Annotated in this window: 15 protein-coding genes and 1 pseudogene; 15 read left to right on the top strand and 1 reads right to left on the bottom strand. The window is 43.5% G+C overall.

The genetic code is table 11. The features are described 5' to 3' along the window. Positions 1–62 precede the first annotated feature (62 nt). From DESYODRAFT_RS19075 to DESYODRAFT_RS19045, 7 genes and pseudogenes are all read left to right on the top strand, one after another. Entirely contained in the window at positions 63–1898 is a 1836-nt protein-coding gene (locus DESYODRAFT_RS19075) for an acyl-CoA dehydrogenase family protein (RefSeq protein WP_007785565.1), read from the top strand. Between the two features lie 171 nt (positions 1899–2069). Then, positions 2070–2378 (top strand): annotated as a pseudogene (locus tag DESYODRAFT_RS19070) (ArsC/Spx/MgsR family protein); the annotation flags it as partial. Continuing rightward, a complete protein-coding gene (locus tag DESYODRAFT_RS19065; protein ID WP_007785561.1) occupies positions 2362–3123 on the top strand; it encodes a glycerophosphodiester phosphodiesterase in 762 nt (253 codons plus the stop codon). The pseudogene DESYODRAFT_RS19070 and the gene DESYODRAFT_RS19065, both read left to right, overlap by 17 nt. A gap of 59 nt (positions 3124–3182) precedes the next feature. Continuing rightward, positions 3183–3731 carry a pyruvate kinase alpha/beta domain-containing protein gene (locus DESYODRAFT_RS19060; RefSeq protein WP_007785560.1) on the top strand — a complete coding sequence of 183 codons (549 nt, stop codon included), beginning with the start codon at positions 3183–3185 and terminating at the stop codon, positions 3729–3731. A gap of 74 nt (positions 3732–3805) precedes the next feature. After that, positions 3806–4753, top strand: coding sequence for an ADP-ribosylglycohydrolase family protein (locus DESYODRAFT_RS19055; protein WP_007785559.1), 948 nt, complete (start codon positions 3806–3808; stop codon positions 4751–4753). 189 nt (positions 4754–4942) lie between these two features. Then, positions 4943–5143 (top strand): LysM peptidoglycan-binding domain-containing protein, encoded by a 201-nt coding sequence (locus DESYODRAFT_RS19050; RefSeq protein WP_007785558.1) that lies wholly within the window; start codon positions 4943–4945, stop codon positions 5141–5143. A gap of 202 nt (positions 5144–5345) precedes the next feature. Continuing rightward, positions 5346–6335 (top strand): diaminopimelate dehydrogenase, encoded by a 990-nt coding sequence (locus tag DESYODRAFT_RS19045; protein ID WP_007785556.1) that lies wholly within the window; start codon positions 5346–5348, stop codon positions 6333–6335. A gap of 73 nt (positions 6336–6408) precedes the next feature. On the opposite strand, the gene DESYODRAFT_RS19040 is transcribed toward DESYODRAFT_RS19045, so the two are convergent. Next, the gene (locus DESYODRAFT_RS19040) at positions 6409–6849 is read right to left on the bottom strand and encodes a DUF134 domain-containing protein (RefSeq protein ID WP_007785555.1); all 441 of its coding nucleotides are present in this window, start codon (positions 6847–6849) and stop codon (positions 6409–6411) included. A 146-nt stretch (positions 6850–6995) separates the two neighbouring features. Between DESYODRAFT_RS19040 and DESYODRAFT_RS19035 the strand changes: the two genes are divergently transcribed. The 8 genes from DESYODRAFT_RS19035 to DESYODRAFT_RS18995 all read left to right on the top strand — a co-directional run bounded on the left by DESYODRAFT_RS19035 (position 6996) and on the right by DESYODRAFT_RS18995 (position 22699). Next, positions 6996–8648: an FAD-dependent oxidoreductase gene (locus DESYODRAFT_RS19035; protein WP_007785553.1), complete on the top strand. Its 1653-nt coding sequence runs from the start codon at positions 6996–6998 to the stop codon at positions 8646–8648. A gap of 301 nt (positions 8649–8949) precedes the next feature. Continuing rightward, on the top strand, positions 8950–10737 hold the full coding sequence (locus DESYODRAFT_RS19030; protein ID WP_007785551.1) for a vWA domain-containing protein: 1788 nt from the start codon (positions 8950–8952) through the stop codon (positions 10735–10737). 32 nt (positions 10738–10769) lie between these two features. Beyond that, entirely contained in the window at positions 10770–14030 is a 3261-nt protein-coding gene (locus DESYODRAFT_RS19025) for a tubulin-like doman-containing protein (RefSeq protein WP_007785550.1), read from the top strand. A gap of 14 nt (positions 14031–14044) precedes the next feature. Continuing rightward, a complete protein-coding gene (locus DESYODRAFT_RS19020) occupies positions 14045–16369 on the top strand; it encodes a hypothetical protein (protein ID WP_007785549.1) in 2325 nt (774 codons plus the stop codon). Between the two features lie 170 nt (positions 16370–16539). Then, a complete protein-coding gene (locus DESYODRAFT_RS19015) occupies positions 16540–16728 on the top strand; it encodes a ferredoxin (RefSeq protein WP_007785546.1) in 189 nt (62 codons plus the stop codon). Between the two features lie 189 nt (positions 16729–16917). Continuing rightward, on the top strand, positions 16918–18282 hold the full coding sequence (locus DESYODRAFT_RS19010) for an APC family permease (protein WP_007785544.1): 1365 nt from the start codon (positions 16918–16920) through the stop codon (positions 18280–18282). 2152 nt (positions 18283–20434) lie between these two features. After that, the gene (locus tag DESYODRAFT_RS19000) at positions 20435–22036 is read left to right on the top strand and encodes a hypothetical protein (RefSeq protein WP_007785542.1); all 1602 of its coding nucleotides are present in this window, start codon (positions 20435–20437) and stop codon (positions 22034–22036) included. 222 nt (positions 22037–22258) lie between these two features. Continuing rightward, positions 22259–22699, top strand: coding sequence for an acyl-CoA thioesterase (locus DESYODRAFT_RS18995; RefSeq protein WP_007785541.1), 441 nt, complete (start codon positions 22259–22261; stop codon positions 22697–22699). The last annotated feature ends 92 nt before the right edge of the window (positions 22700–22791 follow it).

Genomic DNA, 22791 nt, shown 5'->3' with positions numbered 1-22791 from the left:
CTGTGGATAATACCAATGAAGTAAGAACTTACTGAGAACGATTTTCGAGGAGGACACAATACATGGCTTCTAATTTTGCGGTTAATAATATTAGGGATTTTGAATTTATTATGCAAGAATGGCTTCCCACTGAGGGAGTGTTTAATTACCCGCAGTTTGCGGACTATTATTCCAAGGATGATATTAAATCAGTTTTGGAACCCGTTTTAAAAATGTGTAAGGCAGTCATTGAGCCGACGAATGATGAAAACGAGACTCACCCAGCTACGTTTGCCGACGGCAAGGTGACGACTCCGCCCAGCTTTGGACCTCTTTTTCACAAGCTGCAGGAAGAGGGTTGGGGTACCAGCAACATCGATAATTCCCCTGATGCCATGGTATTGCCGGAAATGTTGAATGCAGCGGTTTGGGAACTGATTTGTGCGGCTAATCCTACCTTTATGCCCTACGTTTTGCTGACTTCCGGAGCAGCAGGCCTGATTCAAAGCTTCGGCGATGATAAATTAAAAGCAATGTTCCTGCCTAAGATGATGAATGGAACCTGGTCGGGAACTATGTGCCTTACCGAGCCCGGCGCCGGGTCTGATGTAGGGGATATTCTTTCCAAGGCTTATCCCACTGATAATCCGCGGATTTTCAAGATCAAAGGTAATAAAATCTTTATAACAGGCGGAAATAATGATTTTACAGAAAATATCATTCACCTCTATTTAGCTCGGGTAGAGGGTGCCAAGCCTGGAACGGGCGGTATTTCTTTGTTCGTAGTTCCGAAGCTGTGGGTCAACGAAGATGGCAGTCTTGAAGACAACGATTTTATAAACACCGGGATAGAGCATAAGATGGGTCAGCATGGTTCAGTCACTGCCGCATTATCTGCGGGAGAAAACGATAATTGCCGGGGTTGGCTGCTCGGTATCGATCCGCGTGAAAACGATGGCAAGGGTCAAGGTATGGCCCAGATGTTCCAAATGATGAATATGGCCCGTATGGAAACCGGCCATATGGCTCTGTCCTGTATTGTCAATGCCTTCGCCAATGCCCGGGATAATGCTAAAGAAAGAGTTCAGGGCCGCTTGCTGACAAATCCCAAGGCTGGCCGGGTAGCTATCATCAACCATGAAGATATAAAGCGTACCTTAATGATGGGCAAAGCGCATATCGAAGCTATGAGAGCCATGATGTACCGGGTTTATCTGGCATTTGACCAGCGGCATCGTGATCCCGACCCGGCCGTCAGACAAGCAGCCAATGATCTGATTGAAATAACTACCCCGCTTTGTAAAGCTTATCCTTCTGATGAAGGCTGGTGGCTTATTGGTGAGGCTATTCAATCTTATGGCGGATATGGTTATTGTGAAGAATATCCAATATCCCAAATTGCTCGTGACATGAAGATTTATTCTATTTGGGAAGGCACAAACTATATTCAGTCCATGGATCTGGTTGGCCGCAAAATGAGCATGAAGGGCGGCACCGTGTTTGCCGCCTGGGTACAGGAAATGGTAGACTTTTATGAAACGAATAAAGACTATGAGGGTTTAAATAAAGAATTTGCAAATTTAGGCAAGGCTCTTGATGCCTATAAAGAAATGCTCAAAGCTCTAAATGGATATGCCAAAACTAATATGAGTATGGTTCCCCTCTATTCCCACCGTGTCCTGACAGCGACTTCCCAGCTATACTGTGGCCGTCAGATTCTTGATCAGGCGGTTTTGGCTGATAAAAAAGCTAAAGAAGTTGGACCGGAGCACTTTGATTATAAGTTCTACACCGGCAAAGTCGCCGCCGCCAGGTACTACTTACGCAATGTCGTTCCCAATGTATGGGCAACAGCGGAGATCGTAATCGATGGAGATACCTCTGCTCTTGATGTTCCGGTTGAGGTTTTCGAGTACTAAACTATAATCATGTTAAAAAATGGCCTTCGCCTAATAAGCGAAGGCTATTTTGATTGATTTACCGAATGCATCCATTTGTGGAATCATCATTTATTTTTTGATAAAATGACATTGAAGAGGAGGCGTAAAATGATTACCTTTTATTGTTTTCCCCAGTGAACGACTTGTCGTAAAGCAGAAGCGGGTCTTCTGCAGGAAAATGTTCAGTTTGAATACCGGAACATAGTAAAAAATCCTCCCTCAGTGGATGAATTGCTTGCCTTAGCTAAACTTGGCGGAACTGTCGTGCAGGGGCTGCTTAATAAGAGGAGCAAAACTTACAAGGATCTTGGCAAGGGACTTGAGGAGTCAAACGAATTGGCGGTCGCCGGTTTTATTGCAGCCAATCCAAAAGCAATGATCCGACCCTTGGTTGCGGGGGCTAACAAGCTTATTATTGGATTCAAGCAAGGAATGAAGATCGATGTCGATTCTGAATAACGCGGTAATCAATTATGCTCACAGGGGGGCGAGCGGTAATTATCCTGAAAATACCATGCTTGCCTTTGCCAAAGCAGTGGAAATGGGCTGTGATGGCATCGAGACTGATGTCCAGATGACGAGGGACGGGGTACTTGTTCTCATCCATGACGAAAGGGTTGACCGCACCACCAACGGCTCCGGCCTGGTTAAGGATTATTCCTATGCGGAACTCTGCCGTTTAGATGCCGGGTTATGGTACGGTGCCTCTTTTGCCGGAGCTGGAATTCCAAGGGCGGAGGAACTTCTCCTTTTGGCCCGGGACGCTGGAATACGTCTTAATTTTGAGATTAAAAACGGCATCGTTCAGTATGAGTTTATCGAAGAAAAATTGATTGAGCTTATTTACAGCTACGGTTGGCAGGACCTTGTGATTCTCTCCAGTTTTAATCACTATTCAATGGTGCACTGCAAAGAAATTGCGCCAAGCCTTAAAACCGGACTTCTGTATATGGAGGGCTTATATAGGCCGGGTCTCTATGCCAGGACAGCCCGCGCAGACGCTTTACATCCGTATTTCTACGCTGTTAACGAAGAGATTATTTGTGAAGCTCATTCAGAGGGATTATTAGTAAATACCTTTACAATAAATGATCCTGCAGCAATGAGAAGACTTGTTCAGACAGGTGTGGATGGTATAATTACCAACTATCCTGACAGACTACGTTCTGTGATGGCTGAGTTAAATTGTCTAAATTCAAATTGATTGTCAGTGACTTGAAAGTGGGAGATTCAGGCAAAGACTAAAAGAAAGGGTGTTAATTTATGTATTTCGATAAAACAGGTAAGGTAAATACAAAGGATACAGCGGTGTTAGCCTTAAAAGCTGCGGCAGAAAAAAATATTAAATACATTGTTGCTGCATCGTCCAGAGGTGAAACTGCAAAACTATTAAAAAACTCAGACGGACTTAATATTATTTGCGTGACCCATGCAAATGGTTTTTCAGGACCGGGTCAAAGCGAAATGTCCCAAGAAATACGCAATGAACTCGCGGGTATGGGAATAAAGGTATTGACAACAACTCATGTGCTGAGCGGAGCTGAGAGGGGGATCAGCAAAGCATTTGGAGGAGCATATCCTGTCGAAATCATAGCTCACAGTTTGCGCATGTTTGGTCAAGGGATGAAAGTATGTGTCGAAGTAGCAGTTATGGCTTTAGATGCCGGTTTGATACCCTATGGAGAACCCATTATTGCAATAGGCGGTACGGGCAAAGGCGCGGATACTGCTGTCATAATGACACCGTCCCATGCCAGCAGCATATTGGAAACTAAAATTCATGAAATAATCTGTAAGCCTTCAATTTACTAAATCATTAGCTGATGTTCGAGATTATCCTCAGCTAAGAAGCTATTTAGTGAACTAAAATTCGAGGGAGTATTTGGATGTACGAAGAGAGAGTCTGCGGGGGAATTTTAGGCTTGGTAACAGGGGATGTCATTGGATTGCCCATACAAGGCTTGTCACGCACCGAAGTTCGGCGGAACCCAGTGACAGGAATACGTGGCGGCGGAGTCTCTGATACTCCGCCGGGTACTTGGTCGGATGACAGCTCTCTGACCCTTTGCTTAGTTGAAAGTCTGGTCGAAAAGGGATTTGATATGTCGGATATTGCTGATCGATTCGTCCGCTGGTATCAAGAGGGCTATTGTACACCCTTTGGCCGGGCCTTTGACATTGGTTTTACCACAAGTGAGGCGGTAGAACGCTTAATCAAAGGGATTTCACCCTTAGAAGCCGGTCCGGCTGACGAAAATGATAATGGTAATGGGTCTCTCATGCGTATTCTTCCCGCGGCAATTTACTTTGCCCATCTGCCGGATTTGGAGTTAATTAAGAGGGTATGTGAAGTTTCAAAAATAACTCATGGTCACCCGCGCAGTCAGTTGGGCTGCGCCTTGTACGCAATGCTTGTTAAAGAGCTATTAGCAGGCGAAAAACCGGAGGCCGCCTACCGGACCATGGGAGAAAAGGCGCAGACGGTTTTTGCGGATTCTGAACTGGAAGGAGAGTTGGGCCGCTACCGGCGCTTAATCGATGGAAGTCTGCCGAAGCTTTCCGAGGATGAGATTAAATCCACAGGGTATGTGGTTTACACTCTTGAAGCAGCCATTTGGTGTTTTATGACGACGGTCAGCTACAGAGATGCTGTTCTTAAGGCAGTGAACCTCGGTCTTGATACTGATACAGTTGGAGCAATTGCCGGAGGGTTGGCCGGAGTATACTATGGACTGGGGGGGATCCCGGAGGATTGGCTGGCCAAGATCATTAAGAAAGACTGGATCTTGGAGCTGAGCGGCAAATTTGCTGCTCTTTGTGATTCAGTCTATTAGGCCGGGGGATCCGCTTCTGCCAATGAAAACAGCAAAAACAGCGAAAACAACCACTGACGCAGATTGCCAGGGGTTGTTTTTTTGCTATAGCATCAATTACTTGAATAAACAGACAAAGCCGGACATATTTATTTTCATCGATCATTTTCCTGCCTAGGTTCCATAACACCATAAGCAAGGAGGACTATAATGGGTGATAATAGAAATGGGTGCCAAAAGAATCAGTTATACACAGTTCAAGCCTGGGATACTCTGTTTTTGATTGCTCGTCGATTTGGAGTAACAGTCCAACAGATTAGAGATGTAAACCCACAAATCATTAATCCGAATCTTATCTACATTGGACAGGTGATTTGCATTCCAACTGTCCCCTTCTCCTGGAGAAATTAAAACGACAATATCTCTTATGCCGGGGTTAATGAGATTTGACATTCGCCGCAGACACTCCAGCAGGATTCCTCCTTTGCCAATGGTATCTGGTCTTGATTTTGTTTTTTCCGCAAATTTCAATAGTTTTGCTTTATCCTTGTATAGGTGTATAGTAAAATCACTTATGTATAACCAGAAGTAACAAATCTGCGGGGGTGCAAAATTGAATAAGATAAGAATCGGTATTGTTGGCTATGGGAATTTAGGGAAAGGTGTTAAGGCTGCGCTTAAACAAAATTCTGATCTGGAGTTGGCAGCCATATTCACTAGAAGGGCTGCTCAATCCATTGAAATTGCAGATGAACCAATAGAAATCGTGAATATCGATAAGGCAGTGGATTATACCGGCAATATTGACGTCATGATCCTGTGCGGTGGTTCTGCTACTGATCTGCCTGAACAAGGTCCATACTTGGCCAAGATGTTTAATACAGTGGATAGTTTCGATACCCATGCTAAGATTCCGGAGTATTTTAAAGCAGTTAACGAAGCGGCTCTGAAAGGCGGTAAAGTTGCGGCTATTTCCATAGGATGGGACCCGGGACTATTCTCGATGAATCGAATGTTAGCTGAAGCTGTGCTGCCGGATGGCAAAGAATACACCTTTTGGGGGCCTGGGGTCAGCCAGGGGCATTCGGATGCTATTAGAAGGATTCCAGGAGTCAAAGGTGGAATTCAGTACACAATTCCTGTGGATAAGGCCATCCAAACCATTCGAAACGGCGATGTTCCGGAATTGACGACCAGGGAAAAACATATTCGGGATTGTTATGTGGCCGCAGAAGAAGGGGCCGATAAGGCAGAGATAGAACGACAAATTAAAAGCATGCCTAACTATTTTGCGGATTATGATACTAAGGTAACTTTTTTAACAACGGAAGAGCTAAAGGAGAAACACTCACATATGCCTCATGGCGGGTTTGTTGTTCGAAGCGGTGTGACAGGAGAAAATCAAAAAACCAGGCAAATTATTGAGTTTTCCCTCAAATTAGGCAGTAATCCCCAGTTTACGGCGAGCGTTTTGATTGCTTACGCCCGGGCGGTTTATCGCCTGAACCAAGAAGGGCAGGCAGGTGCTAAAACTGTATTTGATATACCCTTAGGTTATCTGTCCGGTAAATCACCTGAGGATTTGCGCCGGGAACTGCTCTAGATAACCAAGACCTCTGCTGAAAAAGAATTCAGCAGAGGTCTTTTTAAATCTCACACGTCTGTAGAGTGAGGTGTCATCGTTCACACTGGGTGATACATTTCTTTTTATTACACACGACCCTGTTTGAGCCGCAATGATGGCACACAGGACCATGTTCCTCATAGGTCATTTGAGTTTCATTCCCACAGGAAATACATTTGAACTCGCAGACATTTCTGGTGTAATGTCCTCCTCCGATCCTGATCGCTTGATTTTCCATGAGTGCTGTCACGACTTTCTTTCTTGCCTCATCGATAATATTTTGAAAGGTTTGTCGGGAAATCTGCATCCTGGCTGCGCACTCTTCTTGATTAAGCTCTTCTATATCCTTGAGTCTCATGGCTTCTAATTCTTCGATTTTAAGCTGAACCTCATCGAGCCCCTCAAAACAGCCGCATTTTCCCTTTGAACAGGGCGCAAAATATTTATTTTCAGGAATATACTCAACCCTTCTCCATTTTACCGGCCTAGGCATAGGATTCTCCTCTCGCATGGATATTGTGATTCTATCACAGATGAGAGTAACACAATTATTGTCAAATGCCAATAACCATGTTATTATTTTCATAAAATAATGTCGTTAAATCTAAGGTTAAATTTATAGCTGAAGGGATGTTTTTGATGGGCAAAAAGGTACTCATTGTCGGCGGAGTGGCTGGAGGAGCCAGTGCCGCAGCACGCCTGCGTCGTTTAGATGAAGAGATGGAAATCATTATTTTTGAGCGCGGAGAACATATTTCCTATGCTAACTGCGGCTTGCCCTATTATGTTAGCGGGGTCATCGCCGAGCGGGATGCTCTTTTAGTGCAAACGCCTGAAGGAATGGTACAACGCTTTGGAATTGATGTGCGGATTTATAGTGAGGTTACCCGGGTTTTTCCTGAAGAGAAAGTTGTCGAGGTTCAAGAGGCCAATGGCAGGACTTATCGCGAATCCTATGACCAGTTGATTCTTTCTCCGGGAGCAGCCGCCCTTCGCCCTCCGATTCCGGGGATCGACGATGTCCAAGCCCTTGTGGTGCGTAATGTTACAGATATTGACCAAATTAAGAACTATATCGACGAGCAGCAGCCTCAAACAGCCGCGGTCATAGGTGGGGGTTTTATCGGCTTGGAAATGGCTGAAAATCTCCATGCCAGAGGAGTAGAGACAACGATTATCGAAATGAGCAACCAGGTCATGGCTCCTCTGGATTATGAAATGGCCGCAATCTTACATGAGCAAATTTTTAACAAAGGTGTCAACCTTATATTAGAAGACGGGGTACAATCCTTTGCTAAAAACGGTAAGTCAACCACCATAACCCTCCAAAGCGGAGCGCAGGTTGAAACCGATTTGATTATTATGGCTATTGGTGTAAAACCTGAAATTAAATTAGCGAAGGAAGCTGGATTAGAGATCGGGGAACTAGGCGGAATAAAAGTTAATGAACGGCTCCAGACGTCAGACCCGAATATTTTCGCTGTTGGGGATGCTATTGAGGTAAAGCACTTCGTAACAGGACAGGCGGCGCTCTTACCCTTGGCCGGACCCGCCAATAAGCAAGGACGTATTGTCGCCGACATTATTGCCGGGCGGGACAGCAAGTATGAAGGTACCCAGGGGACAGCTATTGCCAAGGTCTTTGATTTAGTGGCCGCCTCCACCGGTGCCAACGAAAAATTGCTGAAGAAATTAGGAATTCCTTATGAGATTTCCTTTACTCACTCCAGCTCCAATGCTATGTATTATCCGGGATCGACAAGATTATCGGTTAAGCTTATCTTCGAACGAAGCGGCGGCCGGGTCCTGGGGGCTCAAATTGTCGGAGCTCAGGGTGCTGATAAACGAATTGACGATATCGCCGGCGTGATCCGTCGTCAAGGAACCATCTATGATTTGCAGGAACTCGAATTGGCGTATGCTCCGCCCTTTTCATCCGCTAAAGATCCGGTTAACATGGCCGGCTATGTGGCTGAAAACATTATTAACGGGGATGTACGCATGATACAGTGGACTGAATTAAGTAAGATGAATATGAAAGAGCTGTGTATCATTGACGTACGGACCGAAGAGGAACGGAAAAGTAAATTCATTCGGAGTTCCCTGCATATACCGATCGATGAACTTCGCGGCCGCTTATCCGAACTGCCTAAAGATAAGGAAATCATTGTATACTGCGAAATCGGGTTACGCGGCTACTTAGCGTATCGAATCTTAACACAGCACGGATTTACTAAGGTTAGGAATTTAGCTGGAGGCTGGGTCACCTATTATCCGGCTGTATTTGGATAATATCGGAGAATATGAAGAAAAAAAGAATCCTTTAAAGGCTTGTTGCGGCCTTTAAGGGATTCTTTTAGTATGTTAGAAAGTAAGTCTTTGGGGGTACCATCGGGTACCCTTTACTTGTTGATCGATATAGTGGTCATGCTTGTTCCAAAATCCCAAACGTTTGGGATTTTCCCTATATTAATAAGGAAGAAAAATGGAAATCACTCATATTACTCATCCTCTAAAATAAACTGTATAAGCTTGAAGTTTCAGACAACCCATAACGGGAACGAAACTTGGAATTTCAGCGGGGGAGAATGATATGAACTCAGGAAAGAGTATGATTGTGTTTCTAATCTTAAGTGTGTTTCTCGTAACTATATGTTTGAATCCCGTTACAGCACGAAGCAGTTCCGACGACCATAACCAAGCAGTTATCAATCTGGTCATTGTCCTGGACCGAACCGGAAGTTTGCAGCACTCTGATCCGAACCGGCTGTCTCAGGAAGCGGCTAAGCTGATCATTGATTTGATGGTTCAAAAGGGGAGTAAGATTGGCTTAGTGCAATATACGGATAAGGTTACAGACCGGCTTGATATAACTGATCTAAATGGGCAAGGAGAAAAAAATAAGCTTAAATATTACCTTGATGGTTTAGGTATGCCCAAGGGACAAAGCACAGATATTTCAAGCGGCCTTAAGGAAGGGGTTTTGATGCTTTCAGGATTAAAAACCTTGGAAAATCCGGTCATCATCCTCTTAACCGATGGGAAGAACGATTTCGACGGAAGTGATAGAACACCGGATATTTCCCGGCGGGACTTGGAGCAGGCCCTTGAGACAGCTCGGAATAAGGAGATTCCCGTCTATGCTATTGGCCTGAATGCAGACGGCTCGGTCGATCAGGATATGTTGTCCTATATCGCTGAAAAGACCGGCGGCAAGTCGTATATCGTCGATAAGGCTGACGATCTTCCGAATGTGATCAGTAATGTCTATACAGATGCTCTGGGCGGTAAATTATTATCCCTCGAACCGGATAGAACTGCCTGGAGTGAGAATTTCGATACTTATAGTTTCGACGTTACAAACAGCAGTGTTGCAGAAGCCGATCTTGTAATTCGCAGTGACCAGGATGTACAAGTCAAGTTAATTAAGCCGGATGGCAGAGAGGCTTTCTGGGATGACAATAGGTATATTGCCTCCCCCTCCCGGAATTACATGTCCTATAAGATTCTAAATCCTGAGCAAGGCCAATGGAGGTTCCTGGTCAAAGGAACGCAAACTAATGAGGCTAAGATCAGCCTGCTTTATAACTACGATTTAGGGATCAGCCTGGATAAGCTTTCGCCGAGCAGTTCTACCGGAGAGGAAATCATAGTTAAAGCACACTTTTGGAGACAAGGCAGGGTGATTGAGGATAAAAATTTATACAAAGATCTGTCTGCAGTGGCTGTTGTCGAGAATGAATCGGGGGATATTTCCAAGAAAGTACCTCTTACGGCCGGAGAAACGGATTATCAAGGAAAAATTAAGTTTGAGAAGCCAGGAAACTATCAGGTTTATGTGCAAGCGGAAGGCAAAGCATTAAGCAGAAAGAGTGAGCCTCAAACGATTCAGATAACCGGGAATCATGGGTTGGCAGAAACGTCCTTTAAGAACCTCTTTCCTTGGAGCCCCCTTTGGATTTTGTCAGGAATCGTAGCAGTGGCTGCCCTTGTTCTTATCTGCCTGAAAGGGGTTCCCGAGTTCATCGAAGCTACCAAACCGAAGCTGCTTTTCGGCAAAATCAGCCTTAGGGTAATCAATACAGAAACCGGCAGGGAAGAAATGCGGCAAAGCAAACTGCTTGCCCCTTACGGAACCTCGGTTACTATCAGCAAATTGACGGAGAATTCCACAGGCCCGTTCGACAAAATAGTCATCTCAAGAAATAGGCAAGGAGTCTGTCTTAGCTACTGTGAAGGGGGCAGTGGGGAGGCAGCGGTGAGTGTCAATGGAGAAAAGGTCGCGCCAAGTCAAACCGTTCAGCTGCCCAATGGATGCTCTCTCCGAGTGGTGTCGGCCGTTCACTCGCTTAAAGTAGAAGGTCGCTTTATAGCGTTTTAAAGGATAAACAAGACTAGGAAGGTGTATGAGCAATGGATATGCGTTTAGCAGAAAATCTTAACCAGCTCCGGCTCAATAAAAGCGGGATAACCAGCGACCTTTCCAGGGTTGATGCGATTCCCAACCCAATCCTTGTCATTGGGCTGGGGGGGACAGGGGTAACAGCTCTGAGCAAAGTAAAGAATGCCGTCTACCGCCGTTTTAATCTGCCCCGTGACAGTGCGACAGGCCACTATAAAGACAAACCGGATAATATTGAGTACCTTGGTTTGGATACGGATGAGCATATAGTTTATGACGATGATAAAAATTCCGGCCGATCCATCGAGCTTAACACCTCAACTGAGTTTTTAAGGATTTACACTCCCGCAGTACCAAGGATGCTGGCTAATCGAGCCGGGCTGCCCCGCACAATCACAGACTGGTTAAGTCCTGATTTGAGTCCTAACGATTTTGATCAAGGGGCCAATGGGATTCGCCAGATGGGCAGATTGGCTTTATTCTTACGCATGACAGATGTGGTCAATATGATTGAGCGTAAGTTAAACAGCGTTCTGCAAGGCAAAAAAGGGAATCTGTATGTCTTTGTCTTAAGCGGCTTATCCGGGGGCACGGGCGGAGGCACCTTTATTGACGTCCCTTATATTGTACGATCGATTGCCCAGCAGATGGGTGCCTTAGACCGGCTGAAGACCATCGGATATTTATTTTTGCCGGATGTAAACATGAAGGAAAATAAAGCAGACTTTGTTCAATCCAATGGCTTTGCGGCCTTGAAAGAACTTGATTATTGGATGACAGACCACGGACAACCCTTTGTCCAGGAGTATACTAAGAATTATTCGCACAGCTTGGTTGCCGCTCCGTACAATTATTGTTACCTGATTTCATCGATTGACAGGAATAACATCTTATTAACGGACCCCAAAAGCAACTGTATGGAAATCGTCACTGAAAACCTGGTCCATTTTATTAGTAAAGGTAAGGTACAGAACACGACGTTCACCCTGCCGGCTTTCTTGTCTAATTTGGACCAAATTAAGCTTAATATTTTTTCCGGCATGAAGCCCCCTTTTCAAGCAAACTACGAGTACTTCATTCTCGGGGCCGGCTCGTATCAAATTCCAATCGAACAAATGATGAATTATGCCGGGTATATTTTAATGGAACGGATCAAAATCATTGAAGAGAATGAACCGGGCACAGGGGACATCGGCGCTTTTATCGAAAAGTTAGAGTTGGGTCACGAGGATTTAATCCAGCGTTATTTTGCGGATGGGTTAAGCTTGTTGTCCGGGTGGCAGCAGAATCCTTACTACAGCGCTGAAAACGCCGGAAAAATTGACCTCGATGAACAGCTGGCGAAAGAAATGCGTGCTTTTCTGGACCACGTTCAAGACGGCAAAGCTAAAAATAATGCTAAGGAAGCTTATAAAGATCTGAAGGAAAGAATCAGAAAAGAACTGGATCAGTTATTCGTTAATCCGGAAAAGGGGCCGGTCTTTGTTAACCGGCTGCTCTTCTCACCTGGCGAAGATTGTGTGCTGCGCAGGATTGATCAGTTAATGCAGGATGCTGAGCAAGAACAAAAGAATAAGGAGAGTGAAAGGCAGATCAGGAAAGAAAGTGCAGCGGCTCTCTTCCCCAAAACCCTTCCTGCATTGTTCAATTTCAGTCGTAAGAACAACTGGGAAACGTATGTTCAGACTAAGATTAAGGAGTATAAGGCCGCATTAATGGCGAAAGTCATCAATGCGCTTGTACTGCCAATCTATGAAGAACTTGCTAATGATCTTCGAGTGCTGAATACAGGAGTATACCAAGTCTGGGTTGATATTATCAGACAACTCACCGAAGTATTGAAAAGTAATGCGGAGATTGTTGCCAATCTGAAAAACACTAAAAACCCCAATCTTGAGGTTTCTACCTGGAATGTTCTAGAGCCGCAGGATTGGATCAAAGAGATTGGTGAAATTTTAAACGAGAAAAGCCGGGAGGAAATTCTCTATATAACTCAGGAGTTTTTGCGAGACTTGCAGAAAAACTCAATTGATTGGCTTGATAATCAAGGCAAAGAGGTTGTTAGAATGATGTCTTATTTCGTTTCGAATAAGTTCAGCGAGGTGGCTTTAAAAAGCTTAGAAACTTATTTGCAAGAGAAATATGGCAACATGACCTTCGAGGACATTGTGTCTCTGGAAATTGGCCCCAAATTGCACAACGGTTCAGCTCCGATTTTCCATATAGATAACACAGTCACCGCGAGTTTGAACGATTTCCCTACTCACTTTACGGTTTCGATACCTGAGAATTGCGAAAAGCTGCACAGTGCCTTTTCAGACTATGTGGAAAAGGCGGAGGTTAAAGGTACATCTGAACAAGTAGCCAGCAGCGAAGTAAAACACAGTATTTATTGGGTAACTACATCGATTGGTGTTCCGCTCTTTGCTTATAGCAGACTTCGGAGTTTAGAGACTATCTATGAATACCGGGCCCCCAATGATCCAGGCATCCATTTACGGGACGAATGGCGTGCTTTTCCTTCGCCCTTTCCCGACAAGGCAGACCCGGCAAATCGAATGGAACGGAACCGGGATAAACGAGAGTTGTTCAGGCGGGCTTTAGACCTTGGAATGATTGTAGAAGATAGTAACGTTAAACCAAAATTTAAGATCAAGCAGCTTCCGCCGGTAACTGTTCAGAATCGCACTCATATTTTTGACATGCCTGTACAGCTAATTCCGATTTTTCAGAGTATTGATCTTGAATCAGCGGAAGACAATTTCTTGCGGGTGCCCAGTTATTCAGAGATCGTAAAGACACAACTTAAGGAAATTATGCAGGCAGACCTGGAACTTGAGAGAATAGAACGAATAGGCCGGGAAGAAAAATTGAAGCGGGAGAGATTAAACAATTTGATCTTAGCCCTGGTAAGCGGCACCTTGTACTGGGCAGGCCCCAAGCTGCTGTATCACAATGATCCGGATGAGGAAGTATGGTCTCCCTTAGCGGATAAGCTGGAACATGAAGATTTTTATTTAATTGCCTTTGATACTTACTGCAGAAAGCCTGAACGCCAAATTCAAAAACTAATACGTGCAGATAGGGCGAAACGGAATGAGATGGATGGGGGTATCATTAAACAGCGTTTGGTCGGGCTAAAAGAGGAGTTTGTGGGGATCAAGGCCTATTTTGATGATAAAAAACTTGCCGGCAAAGCGGTCGATGAGAAACACCTGGCGTTTTTGACGGAGGCTCTGGACAGGGTTAACTTTTTGACAAGTGTTTACTGAGCGGAGGGTACGACATGCTCAATATCTTGGATGTAAAGACCGCACTTGCCGAGCAGATCCGCAGGTATATTGACCAGGAGCATCTTGAGCTGGAATGTAGAGGGGATTCGGGAGCCCCACTCAACCTCAACTCTTGTGTGCTGTTAGCAGGTATAGGCAACCAGGGAGCGAAAATGGTCTCCCAGATAATGCGCCAACTCGTTACGATTGGGGTTTCCTCTGACAACTATACCGGTCTGGCCTTAATTGACGCTAATTGTCCGGGAAGGGATGACCAGATTGAGTATATTGTTATGGAAGATTGCCATATACCCCGGAGCAGGGTACAAGAGAAACTCTTGGAAAGGACAGACTACATTTCAGGAACGTTAGAAGTACTTAACACGCGGCTTATGAATGTCATGGGAAAGACCAGTGCTAATCTAAAGATCTATGTCGTTAGTGATTTGGCTGAGAACTTATTTGCAGGCTGTCCCATGCTTTTATGTTTGTTGGAAGACAAGCTCAACAGTTTTTTTGCAGCTAATACCGGGATCGAATTTACGGGCCTGTTTTTTCAAAGTGCGATGCTGAAGACCAAACAGGAACAGGCAGGGGTTTTTGCCGCTTGGCAAGAGATTAACTATATGTCGTCTCCTAACTTTAAATTTGAGATCGGCCTGGGGAGCTTGCCTGGGCAGAGAGCGAACAGACTTATTCGGGATAAGCCGATTTTAGCCATATCTTACTTGTACTCCGATTTTAACGAAAATTTCTCTCCTATCTTAAAGACTGTTGAGGGTGAGTTCAGTAAGGCAGAGATGTTAGCCGTGCTAGTCTATCTGAAAAGCAGTTCACAATTCAATGAAGCAAGAATTTTTAATTCCCTGCAGATGCCTGCCCCAACTCTGCCCAATGGTCTGCCGCGTTATGCGGCAATAGGGTACAGCAAAAAATCCATTAAGATCACTCCGATTTTCTGTTATACCTGTTGGTACCTTTTGCAAGAAATCTATAGCTCAAACAAGGGCAAGGCCGGGTACATCAGTCAGGACTGGGAATCCGTGCTGAGCGAATTAGAAATCGATAACGTTGGAATTGAAGCATTGGGGTCCGAAGTCTATTCGCCTGTTAAGGAGACCCTCAAAGATATCGAAGAAATTCACCTTCGCTTAGAGAAAAACGTTGTTAAAGAACTGTCTGCGGAAACTTTGGATACAGCTGAAAAATTACTGATGGGTGATAAGGCTGAACTGATTTTTGAGGAAAGAATTATTAAGTCTGCCCGACAAATTACAGAAGGCTATCTCCCCAAGCAATTAGAAGGTTTTAGAAGAATTCTGAGAGGTTATTTGCAAAATGAAAGGCGCGGCTTGTTTTTTGTTAAGTGCCTGCTAAGATCTGATGAAGGAAACAACAAGCAAAGCCTTATTAAGCACCTCGAGTTAAAAATCAATGAGTTAATGGTTCGGAGCGACGCATTGCGCCAAAGGGCAGACCGTGCTTCTCAGCAGGCTCTATCCAGACTGGAAATAGAACCGGACAAAAAAGGGTTGCTGGGACTCGGAAACAAGAAAAATAACTTTTTACAGCGCTTAATTGAGGTGAAATATGAGCTGCTGCAAAAGGCTGTTGTCTACGATCAACTAAGGGAAATCCTGAGGGCTTACCTTAGCTGTGCCAGTGATCTGTATGCCATCGTTCTTAGACAGGAAGAGAACATCCTGAGTTTGAAAAAGGCTTTATCTGATATTTGTAATGCGGAACAGAAGAGACTTGTTGCAGCAGGTGAGGATGGCCTGATCGGCTTGGTTAAAGATCGGTTTAACGAAAACCAAAAAGACGAAATTTCTAATGTTGCCTTAGCAAGGATTTTCAGAGATAACGATCCATCCATTTTCCGGGAAGATGGGAAACTCCTGAAAGAAGTGGTTAAGTCATTATTGAATAACACCAGGAAATTGCTGGGGCAGACCCATATTCAAACCCTTTCCTTAGAACAATTGTTGGAAACTCTTACCCAAACCCAGCCGGCTAAAGGCAAGCAGGTGGTTGAGGATCTTTACGCAAAATGCAATCTTGCCCTAGGTTTAAGTAAGGGAGTAATGTCCAGGCAGCCTGAAACACATTACTACTTCTTTAACAATGTGGGTAATTCAAGCTTGCGTAATTATATAAAGGAGCTTTTCCAGAGCAAGGCCAATGATGTCTCATTTGTTGACTATAAGTCAATCAAAAGTATACGCATGGTCAAGGCTTGTTTTGGTTTTAGCATAACGGACATTTACTTTTATAGGAACTATGAGAAAGCCTATCAACTGTTTTATGCTGACCTGAACGGCCAGGATGAGCATGTTTGAAGGAAAGTGGGGGTCATAGTCAGTGAAGATGGCGCACAGCAAAACAAAAACGAAGAAATAAAAAGAGTACTAGGAGGAAAGTGTACTTTCTAAGGAACCTTTACTATGATAAACTGATTTGGGGAATAGACATTTTAATTAAAGAGAGAAAAAATTGAGGAGGTTGTGTTATGATTGCTGAAGTAAACAAAGATGAGTGCATAGGGTGCGAATCCTGCCCTGAGTTCTGCCCGGAAGTATTTAAAATGGAGGACGATGGGTTAGCGGTTGCTTATACCAACCCGGTTCCTCCAGAGTTTGAGGAAGCTGCCAAAGAGGCCGCCGAAGGTTGCCCGGCGCACTGCATAACTCTGGAATAGTAGGGTGTTGTTGTGAAGATTCAGTGAAATATGTTTAAACTGTTATTATAGAGGCCGCTCAAAGAGTGGCCTTTTTTGTGTATAGATAATTTACATAACTCAGTGTATTTTTTATTGATATCGTGTTACATTATGTAAGTATGTTCGAAGTAATTTTAACTATAAAATTCTACTTATAAGGAGATGTTTATGGAAAACGAACTGCAGAAAAAGTATGGTCTTTTAACCGCTATAGCAATGGTTATCGGTATTGTCATCGGCAGCGGGGTATTTTTTAAGGCGGAGAAGGTTTTAATCGCTACGGGCGGCGATCTTCCCAAGGGGATTTTGGCATGGATGTTAGGCGGAATAATAATGATTATTTGTGCTTATGTTTTTGCAACCATGGCCACCAGATATGAGAAAGTAAATGGTATCGTTGACTATGCTGAAGCAACTCTTGGCGGTAACTATGCCTATTTCATTGGTTGGTTTATGGCTGCTATCTACTATCCAACCTTAACCTCTGTACTTGCATGGGTTTCAGCCAGATACACATGCGTCCTGCTGGGATGGGATATTGTAGGCCCTGAAGCCATGGCGATTTCTGGTTTTTATCTGGTCGGAAGCTTTGCTTTAAACGCTCTTTCTCCAAAGCTCGCCGGCAAGTTCCAAGTCTCTACAACTATAATTAAACTTATTCCGCTTGCTCTAATGGCTGTTGTCGGAACCATCGTTGGCCTAAGCAATGGTATTTTGGTCAGTAACTTCACTAGTGGTGTCATTGCTGATGTGGCTAGCACTAATCCGCTATTTACCGCTGTTGTCGCAACCTCTTTCGCTTATGAAGGATGGATTATAGCAACCAGTATTAATGCCGAGCTGAAGGATGCCAAGAGAAACCTGCCTCTGGCACTTACCTTTGGAACATCATTTGTAGCGTTGATTTATATTCTCTACTATACAGGACTTGCAGGTGCTGTTAGTAACAGCGTTATGATGAAAGGCGGCGAAACGGGAGCAAAGCTGGCATTTTCTACGGTATTCTCCGAGATAGGAGGTACTGTTCTGTTCGTATTCGTTGTAATTTCATGTTTGGGTACGTTAAATGGTCTGATGATGGGCTGTACACGTGGTTTCTACTCATTGGCGGCCAGAAATTTAGGGCCACTGCCAAAAGTTTTGAAACAAATCGATATCAACACCAATATGCCGGCTAACTCCTCTATTTTAGGTGTCCTGCTAAGTGGTGTATGGCTGTTGTACTTTTACGGTGCAAATCTGACAGCTGTCCCTTGGTTCGGTCCATTTAGTTTTGACAGCTCTGAACTCCCCATTGTTACCATTTATGCTATGTATATCCCGATATTTATTATGATGATGATAAAAGAGCAGTCTTTAAATTTCTTCAGACGTTTTCTTATGCCATCGCTTGCTGTTTGTGCCTGCATCTTCATGGTGGTTGCTGCATATTATGCCCATGGTAAAGCAGTGGGCTACTACCTTATTATTTTTACTGTTATTATGGCAATCGGGATCATTATAAACTATAAACCTAAGCAGGCAGGTTTGTAGTTGGAATTATTTAGGAATGTTTTTGACACAAGCTTTAAAATACACTATAAGTTTTTGGGGTACCATAGGGTACCCTTTTACTTGGTAATCGATATAGTGGTCATGCATGCCAAAATCGTAAGCGCTTACGATTTTGAGGCATGCATGGAAGGTTTGGCACCGGCCAAGGTTTCTAATGCTACTCTACCCTGAAAAATTAAAGACCAAAGACCCTAAAGACATGCGGAAGAATCCCCAGACCCGCAAGCAGGGCAGCTTCGTCCACAGAAGCGAACCCATTGCATGGAGAGGCGATAAAAGCCCACAAGACGGTGCGGGGACACGGAGCCACGGGTTCACATCAGGTATTACCCTGAGGTTTGGCGAAGTCCCGCACCGGCGAGTGAGCGAGCCTCGGAATGCTGCGGTAAGCGGATGTGGGGGAAGCTGCCCGACCCGGACACAGCTCCTTTTCATCCTTTGCTGATGCCGCTCAGGTAGCGGCATGGGTGTCTACTCTCAAAAAAGACCCTAAAAACATGCGGAAGAATCCCCAGACCCGCAAGCAAAGCAGCTTCGTCCACAGAAGCGAACCCATTGTATGGAGAAGCGATAAGGCCCATTTTGGGATGTTAAATTTCTATGAATTATGCACTTGACAGCTGCTAAAATTCTGTTATAATAAAACCATAAAAGTTGATCAAAAATTCAGTTTTGCTTAGAACTTGTTGGTCGCGTGCTAGGTAAAGTTTCGATTCATCGAAGGTTTATGCATCGCAATTAATTAAGTGGGTGCAGAATCTCGAAGAATTGGAGCCGCCTAGAAGGGTGGTTTTTGTTGTCTAACGAAAGATTTCCCGCAAAGTTCCTCTTGACGATTAGAAAACCTAAGTTAGAGAAGTAGTTTAGTCATTTGGGAAACGTTGATCATTTCAGTTTCGTAATTCAAGAGTTCGTTCTGTCAATGATGTGTTTGTCAAATCCAGTGTCTATCCTTATTCAAAATCTAATTTCCCCTTAGTGACGAGTTTGTGATAGGTTCAAAGTTAAACCCAAACTATTAAGAAATAGTGGAGGATTTGTCCAGATTAGTTTCAATTACCCATAGACTTGGTTTTTGACTGGTCGAGTTTGGTTCGTAAAGCGTTAAGATTCCCTTACTAGGTATTTACGGAATGTGTGGCTTGTCATTCTAGTGGTAAGGTATTTGCTGAAAACCTATAATACCCGGTTAAAGGTTCGGTTTTGTTGAAGATTAATCTAGAGCCGTTTATCCATTAATTCTGGAGGAACTTTGCGGGATCAATTTTAAAAGGCTGCTCAAGTGAGCAGCTTTTTTCTTGTGCAACACGCATGACGTGAATAAACCTATCCTCGATCATTTTAGAAATTAGTTAATTATGATAAGTGAACTTGTTCAGCCGATGTGCAAAATGAGACTTCGCTGGGGAGGCTGCTGCCTTCGCCGAAGTAAAATAAAAACACCCCATTTTTTTAGGGTGCTTTACAGAAACGATAAAAAATGATTTTTCAAAGATAAATAAGAGCACGTAATGATCTACCTAACACCAGTATAGATCGCTGATTACCCAACTAGGATCTTCCGACCATAATCAAGCAGGTTACCACCTATACTCATGATTCGTTCGACCTTACAAGATATCTAACCAGCTATAAACAACCTCTCGGCTGCATATAACCGGATTTCTTACCCATGCATATATCTTCCGACATATGGTTGCGTAAGAACATTCAACACCCGGTAAAATCTTAGCTCGACCTTTTACGATAAGTTAGAACCTTAAGACAATCGAATCGACCGCAATAAAGCTTTTCCCCACCACTAAAAGATCTTCCCTCCGACTAGATACAAGCGTTTTACCACCTGTATATAATCTTTGGCCGACCCATACACACCCGGTAAAGAGCATATATAAATCTTGGCTCAACCATTACGTACCCTTATGATCATAGTATGGTTCACAGAACTTAATATTATTCTGGTAATTTGAGGGATTTAAATATTTTCATCCTCTGCTGGTGCCTAGACAACGGCATGGGCTGCTACCCTAAAAAGGATTTTAACTACTTTTAGCGAAGTGTTTAAGTGGTACCTAAAACGCCTGATTACTCGAATTAATAAACTGAACAAATTAGAAAGGATTAGGACAATATGAAAAATACAACAGGCAGAGTTATTACAGTCATCATATGGCTTGCACTTATCCTAATTTCGTATTACTTTCTGCTCATACCTATGAATATTCAATCGCTAGGCTTTTGGATATACTTATCCTTTGTCCTTCTCTTGGGTGCAGGATTGTTCTTTCTGCAGCAACTGGCTGTCGAAAAAAAAATGACCATGAAGAAGCAGGTCTGGTCATCTTTGCTTATCCTATCAATGCTGGTCGCCGCAGCCGGCGGAATAATGGCAGTTTATTCAATGCCCATATTCCATGCCCAACAATACGCAGGGTTGATTGAAAAGCAGGAAGGAAATTTCTCGCAAGATGTTGCAGAAATTACCTTTGATCAAGTCCCGGCCGTTGATAGGGATACAGCTCAAAGGCTAGGGGATCGAAAAATGGGCGAGATTGTTGAGTTGGTTTCACAATTCAGCGTTGCTTCGGATTATACTCAGATTAATTATCAGGGAAAACCAGTTAGAGTATCTCCCCTGGAATATGCCGGCTTTTTCAAATGGCTTAATAATCGGCAAGCCGGAATTCCAAATTATATTGTGGTCGATATGATTAACGGAGAGGTAACCTTAGAAAAGCCTAAACAAACTATTATGTATTCTGAAAGCGAAAGGTTTGGAAGTTATGTTAAACGATACTTAAGATTTAAGTATCTGACCGATATTTTTGGGGACTTTAGCTTTGAAATCGATGAAGAAGGAACGCCTTACTGGATTGTATCAGTTCACAAAAATAGTATTGGTCCATTCGGCGGGACTGATGTCAAAGAAGTGATCATGTTAAATGCCTCAACGGGAGAGCATCAAAAAATAAGTATTGAAGATGTTCCTACTTGGGTTGATAGGGTTTTTGAATCCGAACTTGTGTTAGATCAAGTTAATTATAACGGCAAATATCAAGGAGGATTTTGGAATTCCTTATTTGGGCAGCAAGGGGTCTTGGCGACAACCGATGGGTATAACTACCTGGCTGTTAACGATGACGTCTATTTGTACACAGGAATAACCTCTGTCGTGCGCGATGAATCAAATATTGGTTTCATTCTGGTCAATTTACGGACAAAAGAGACGAGTTTTTACAGTATTCCTTCGGCTGAAGAATATTCTGCTATGGACAGCGCCCAAGGTGCGGTACAAGAAAAAGGTTATGTCTCTACTTTTCCGATTCTCTTAAATATTAGCGGAGAACCAGTTTATTTCATGTCCTTGAAAGATAATGCCGGGCTGATTAAGATGTATGCTTTAGTAGATGCCGCGGACTATCAAAAAGTCGTCATAGGGGTAACGGTTGAAGAAACACTTGGAAAGTTTACGAATAAAGGTATTGGAACAACAGAAAAAGATCCTCAAGAACCCAAGGAACAGTTTGAATTGGCAGCTAAAATTACCGATATCAAAAATCTGGTGATTGAAGGGAATACCTATTACTATATCCTGTTAGAGGGGCAGGCGGATATTTACACTGCGAATATCTCTCTATCGGAAAGATTACCCTTCCTGAAGATCGGTGATGAGATCAGCATAAACTACGTGGAAGTCAAAGAAACGGTCAATAGCATTGTCAAGCTGAATTAGACGCTGGCATTGCTTCACAACTATCAGGAATACGTGACAGGGGATTAGGTTCAATGTTTTGCGGATGAAGGGCAATACATTGAACCAGTCCTTATTTAAGTGAAGTCTTAATTTTTGCAATCATCTGCCTATGAATGGATTTTAGCAGGTTTTCCTGATACACTAGGGATGTATTCCTTTGTGAAAATTGGAATTAGAAATTTTAAGTAAGGAGCCGAATGTATGACGGAAGCTGTACAAAGTTTAAAAGATTTTCCTGTCCAAGTGAAGATAACCCTTGCTAAAGAAGAAATGCGCGGCGATAGCCATGTAAAAAACATTTGCTATATCCAATACTTCGAAAACGCGCGGATTCAATATATTCAATCGATCGGGCTGGATGAGCTGAAGAGTGCGGGTATAGGGCAGATATTAGCGCAGTCAGTTTGCAATTATCGAAAACCGCTGGTCTATCCGGACCAAATCACTGTGGGTGCAAAGCTTAAGTCCCTAGGCAAATCGAGCTTTGTTATAGAATACATCATTGTTAGCGATAAAATCGGAATAGCGGCTGACGGAGAAGAAGTTATTGTCATATATGACTATAATCATTCGAGGAAAACGGAATTACCTGCAATTATTAAAGAAGGCATTGAGAAATTGGAAGGAAATAATTTCCGGTAATAATCCTCAAGGGATTGTACAAAATATACATAAACAGTAAATGAACTATTGCACAGACAAATTTTGAGTGATACTATAAAAAAGGCGGAAAT

The sequence above is a fragment of the Desulfosporosinus youngiae DSM 17734 genome (genome assembly GCF_000244895.1).
Classification (GTDB): Bacteria; Bacillota; Desulfitobacteriia; order Desulfitobacteriales; family Desulfitobacteriaceae; genus Desulfosporosinus; species Desulfosporosinus youngiae.
Note: the sequence above shows the minus strand (reverse complement) of the source record. Positions and strands in the feature narration are given on the sequence as shown.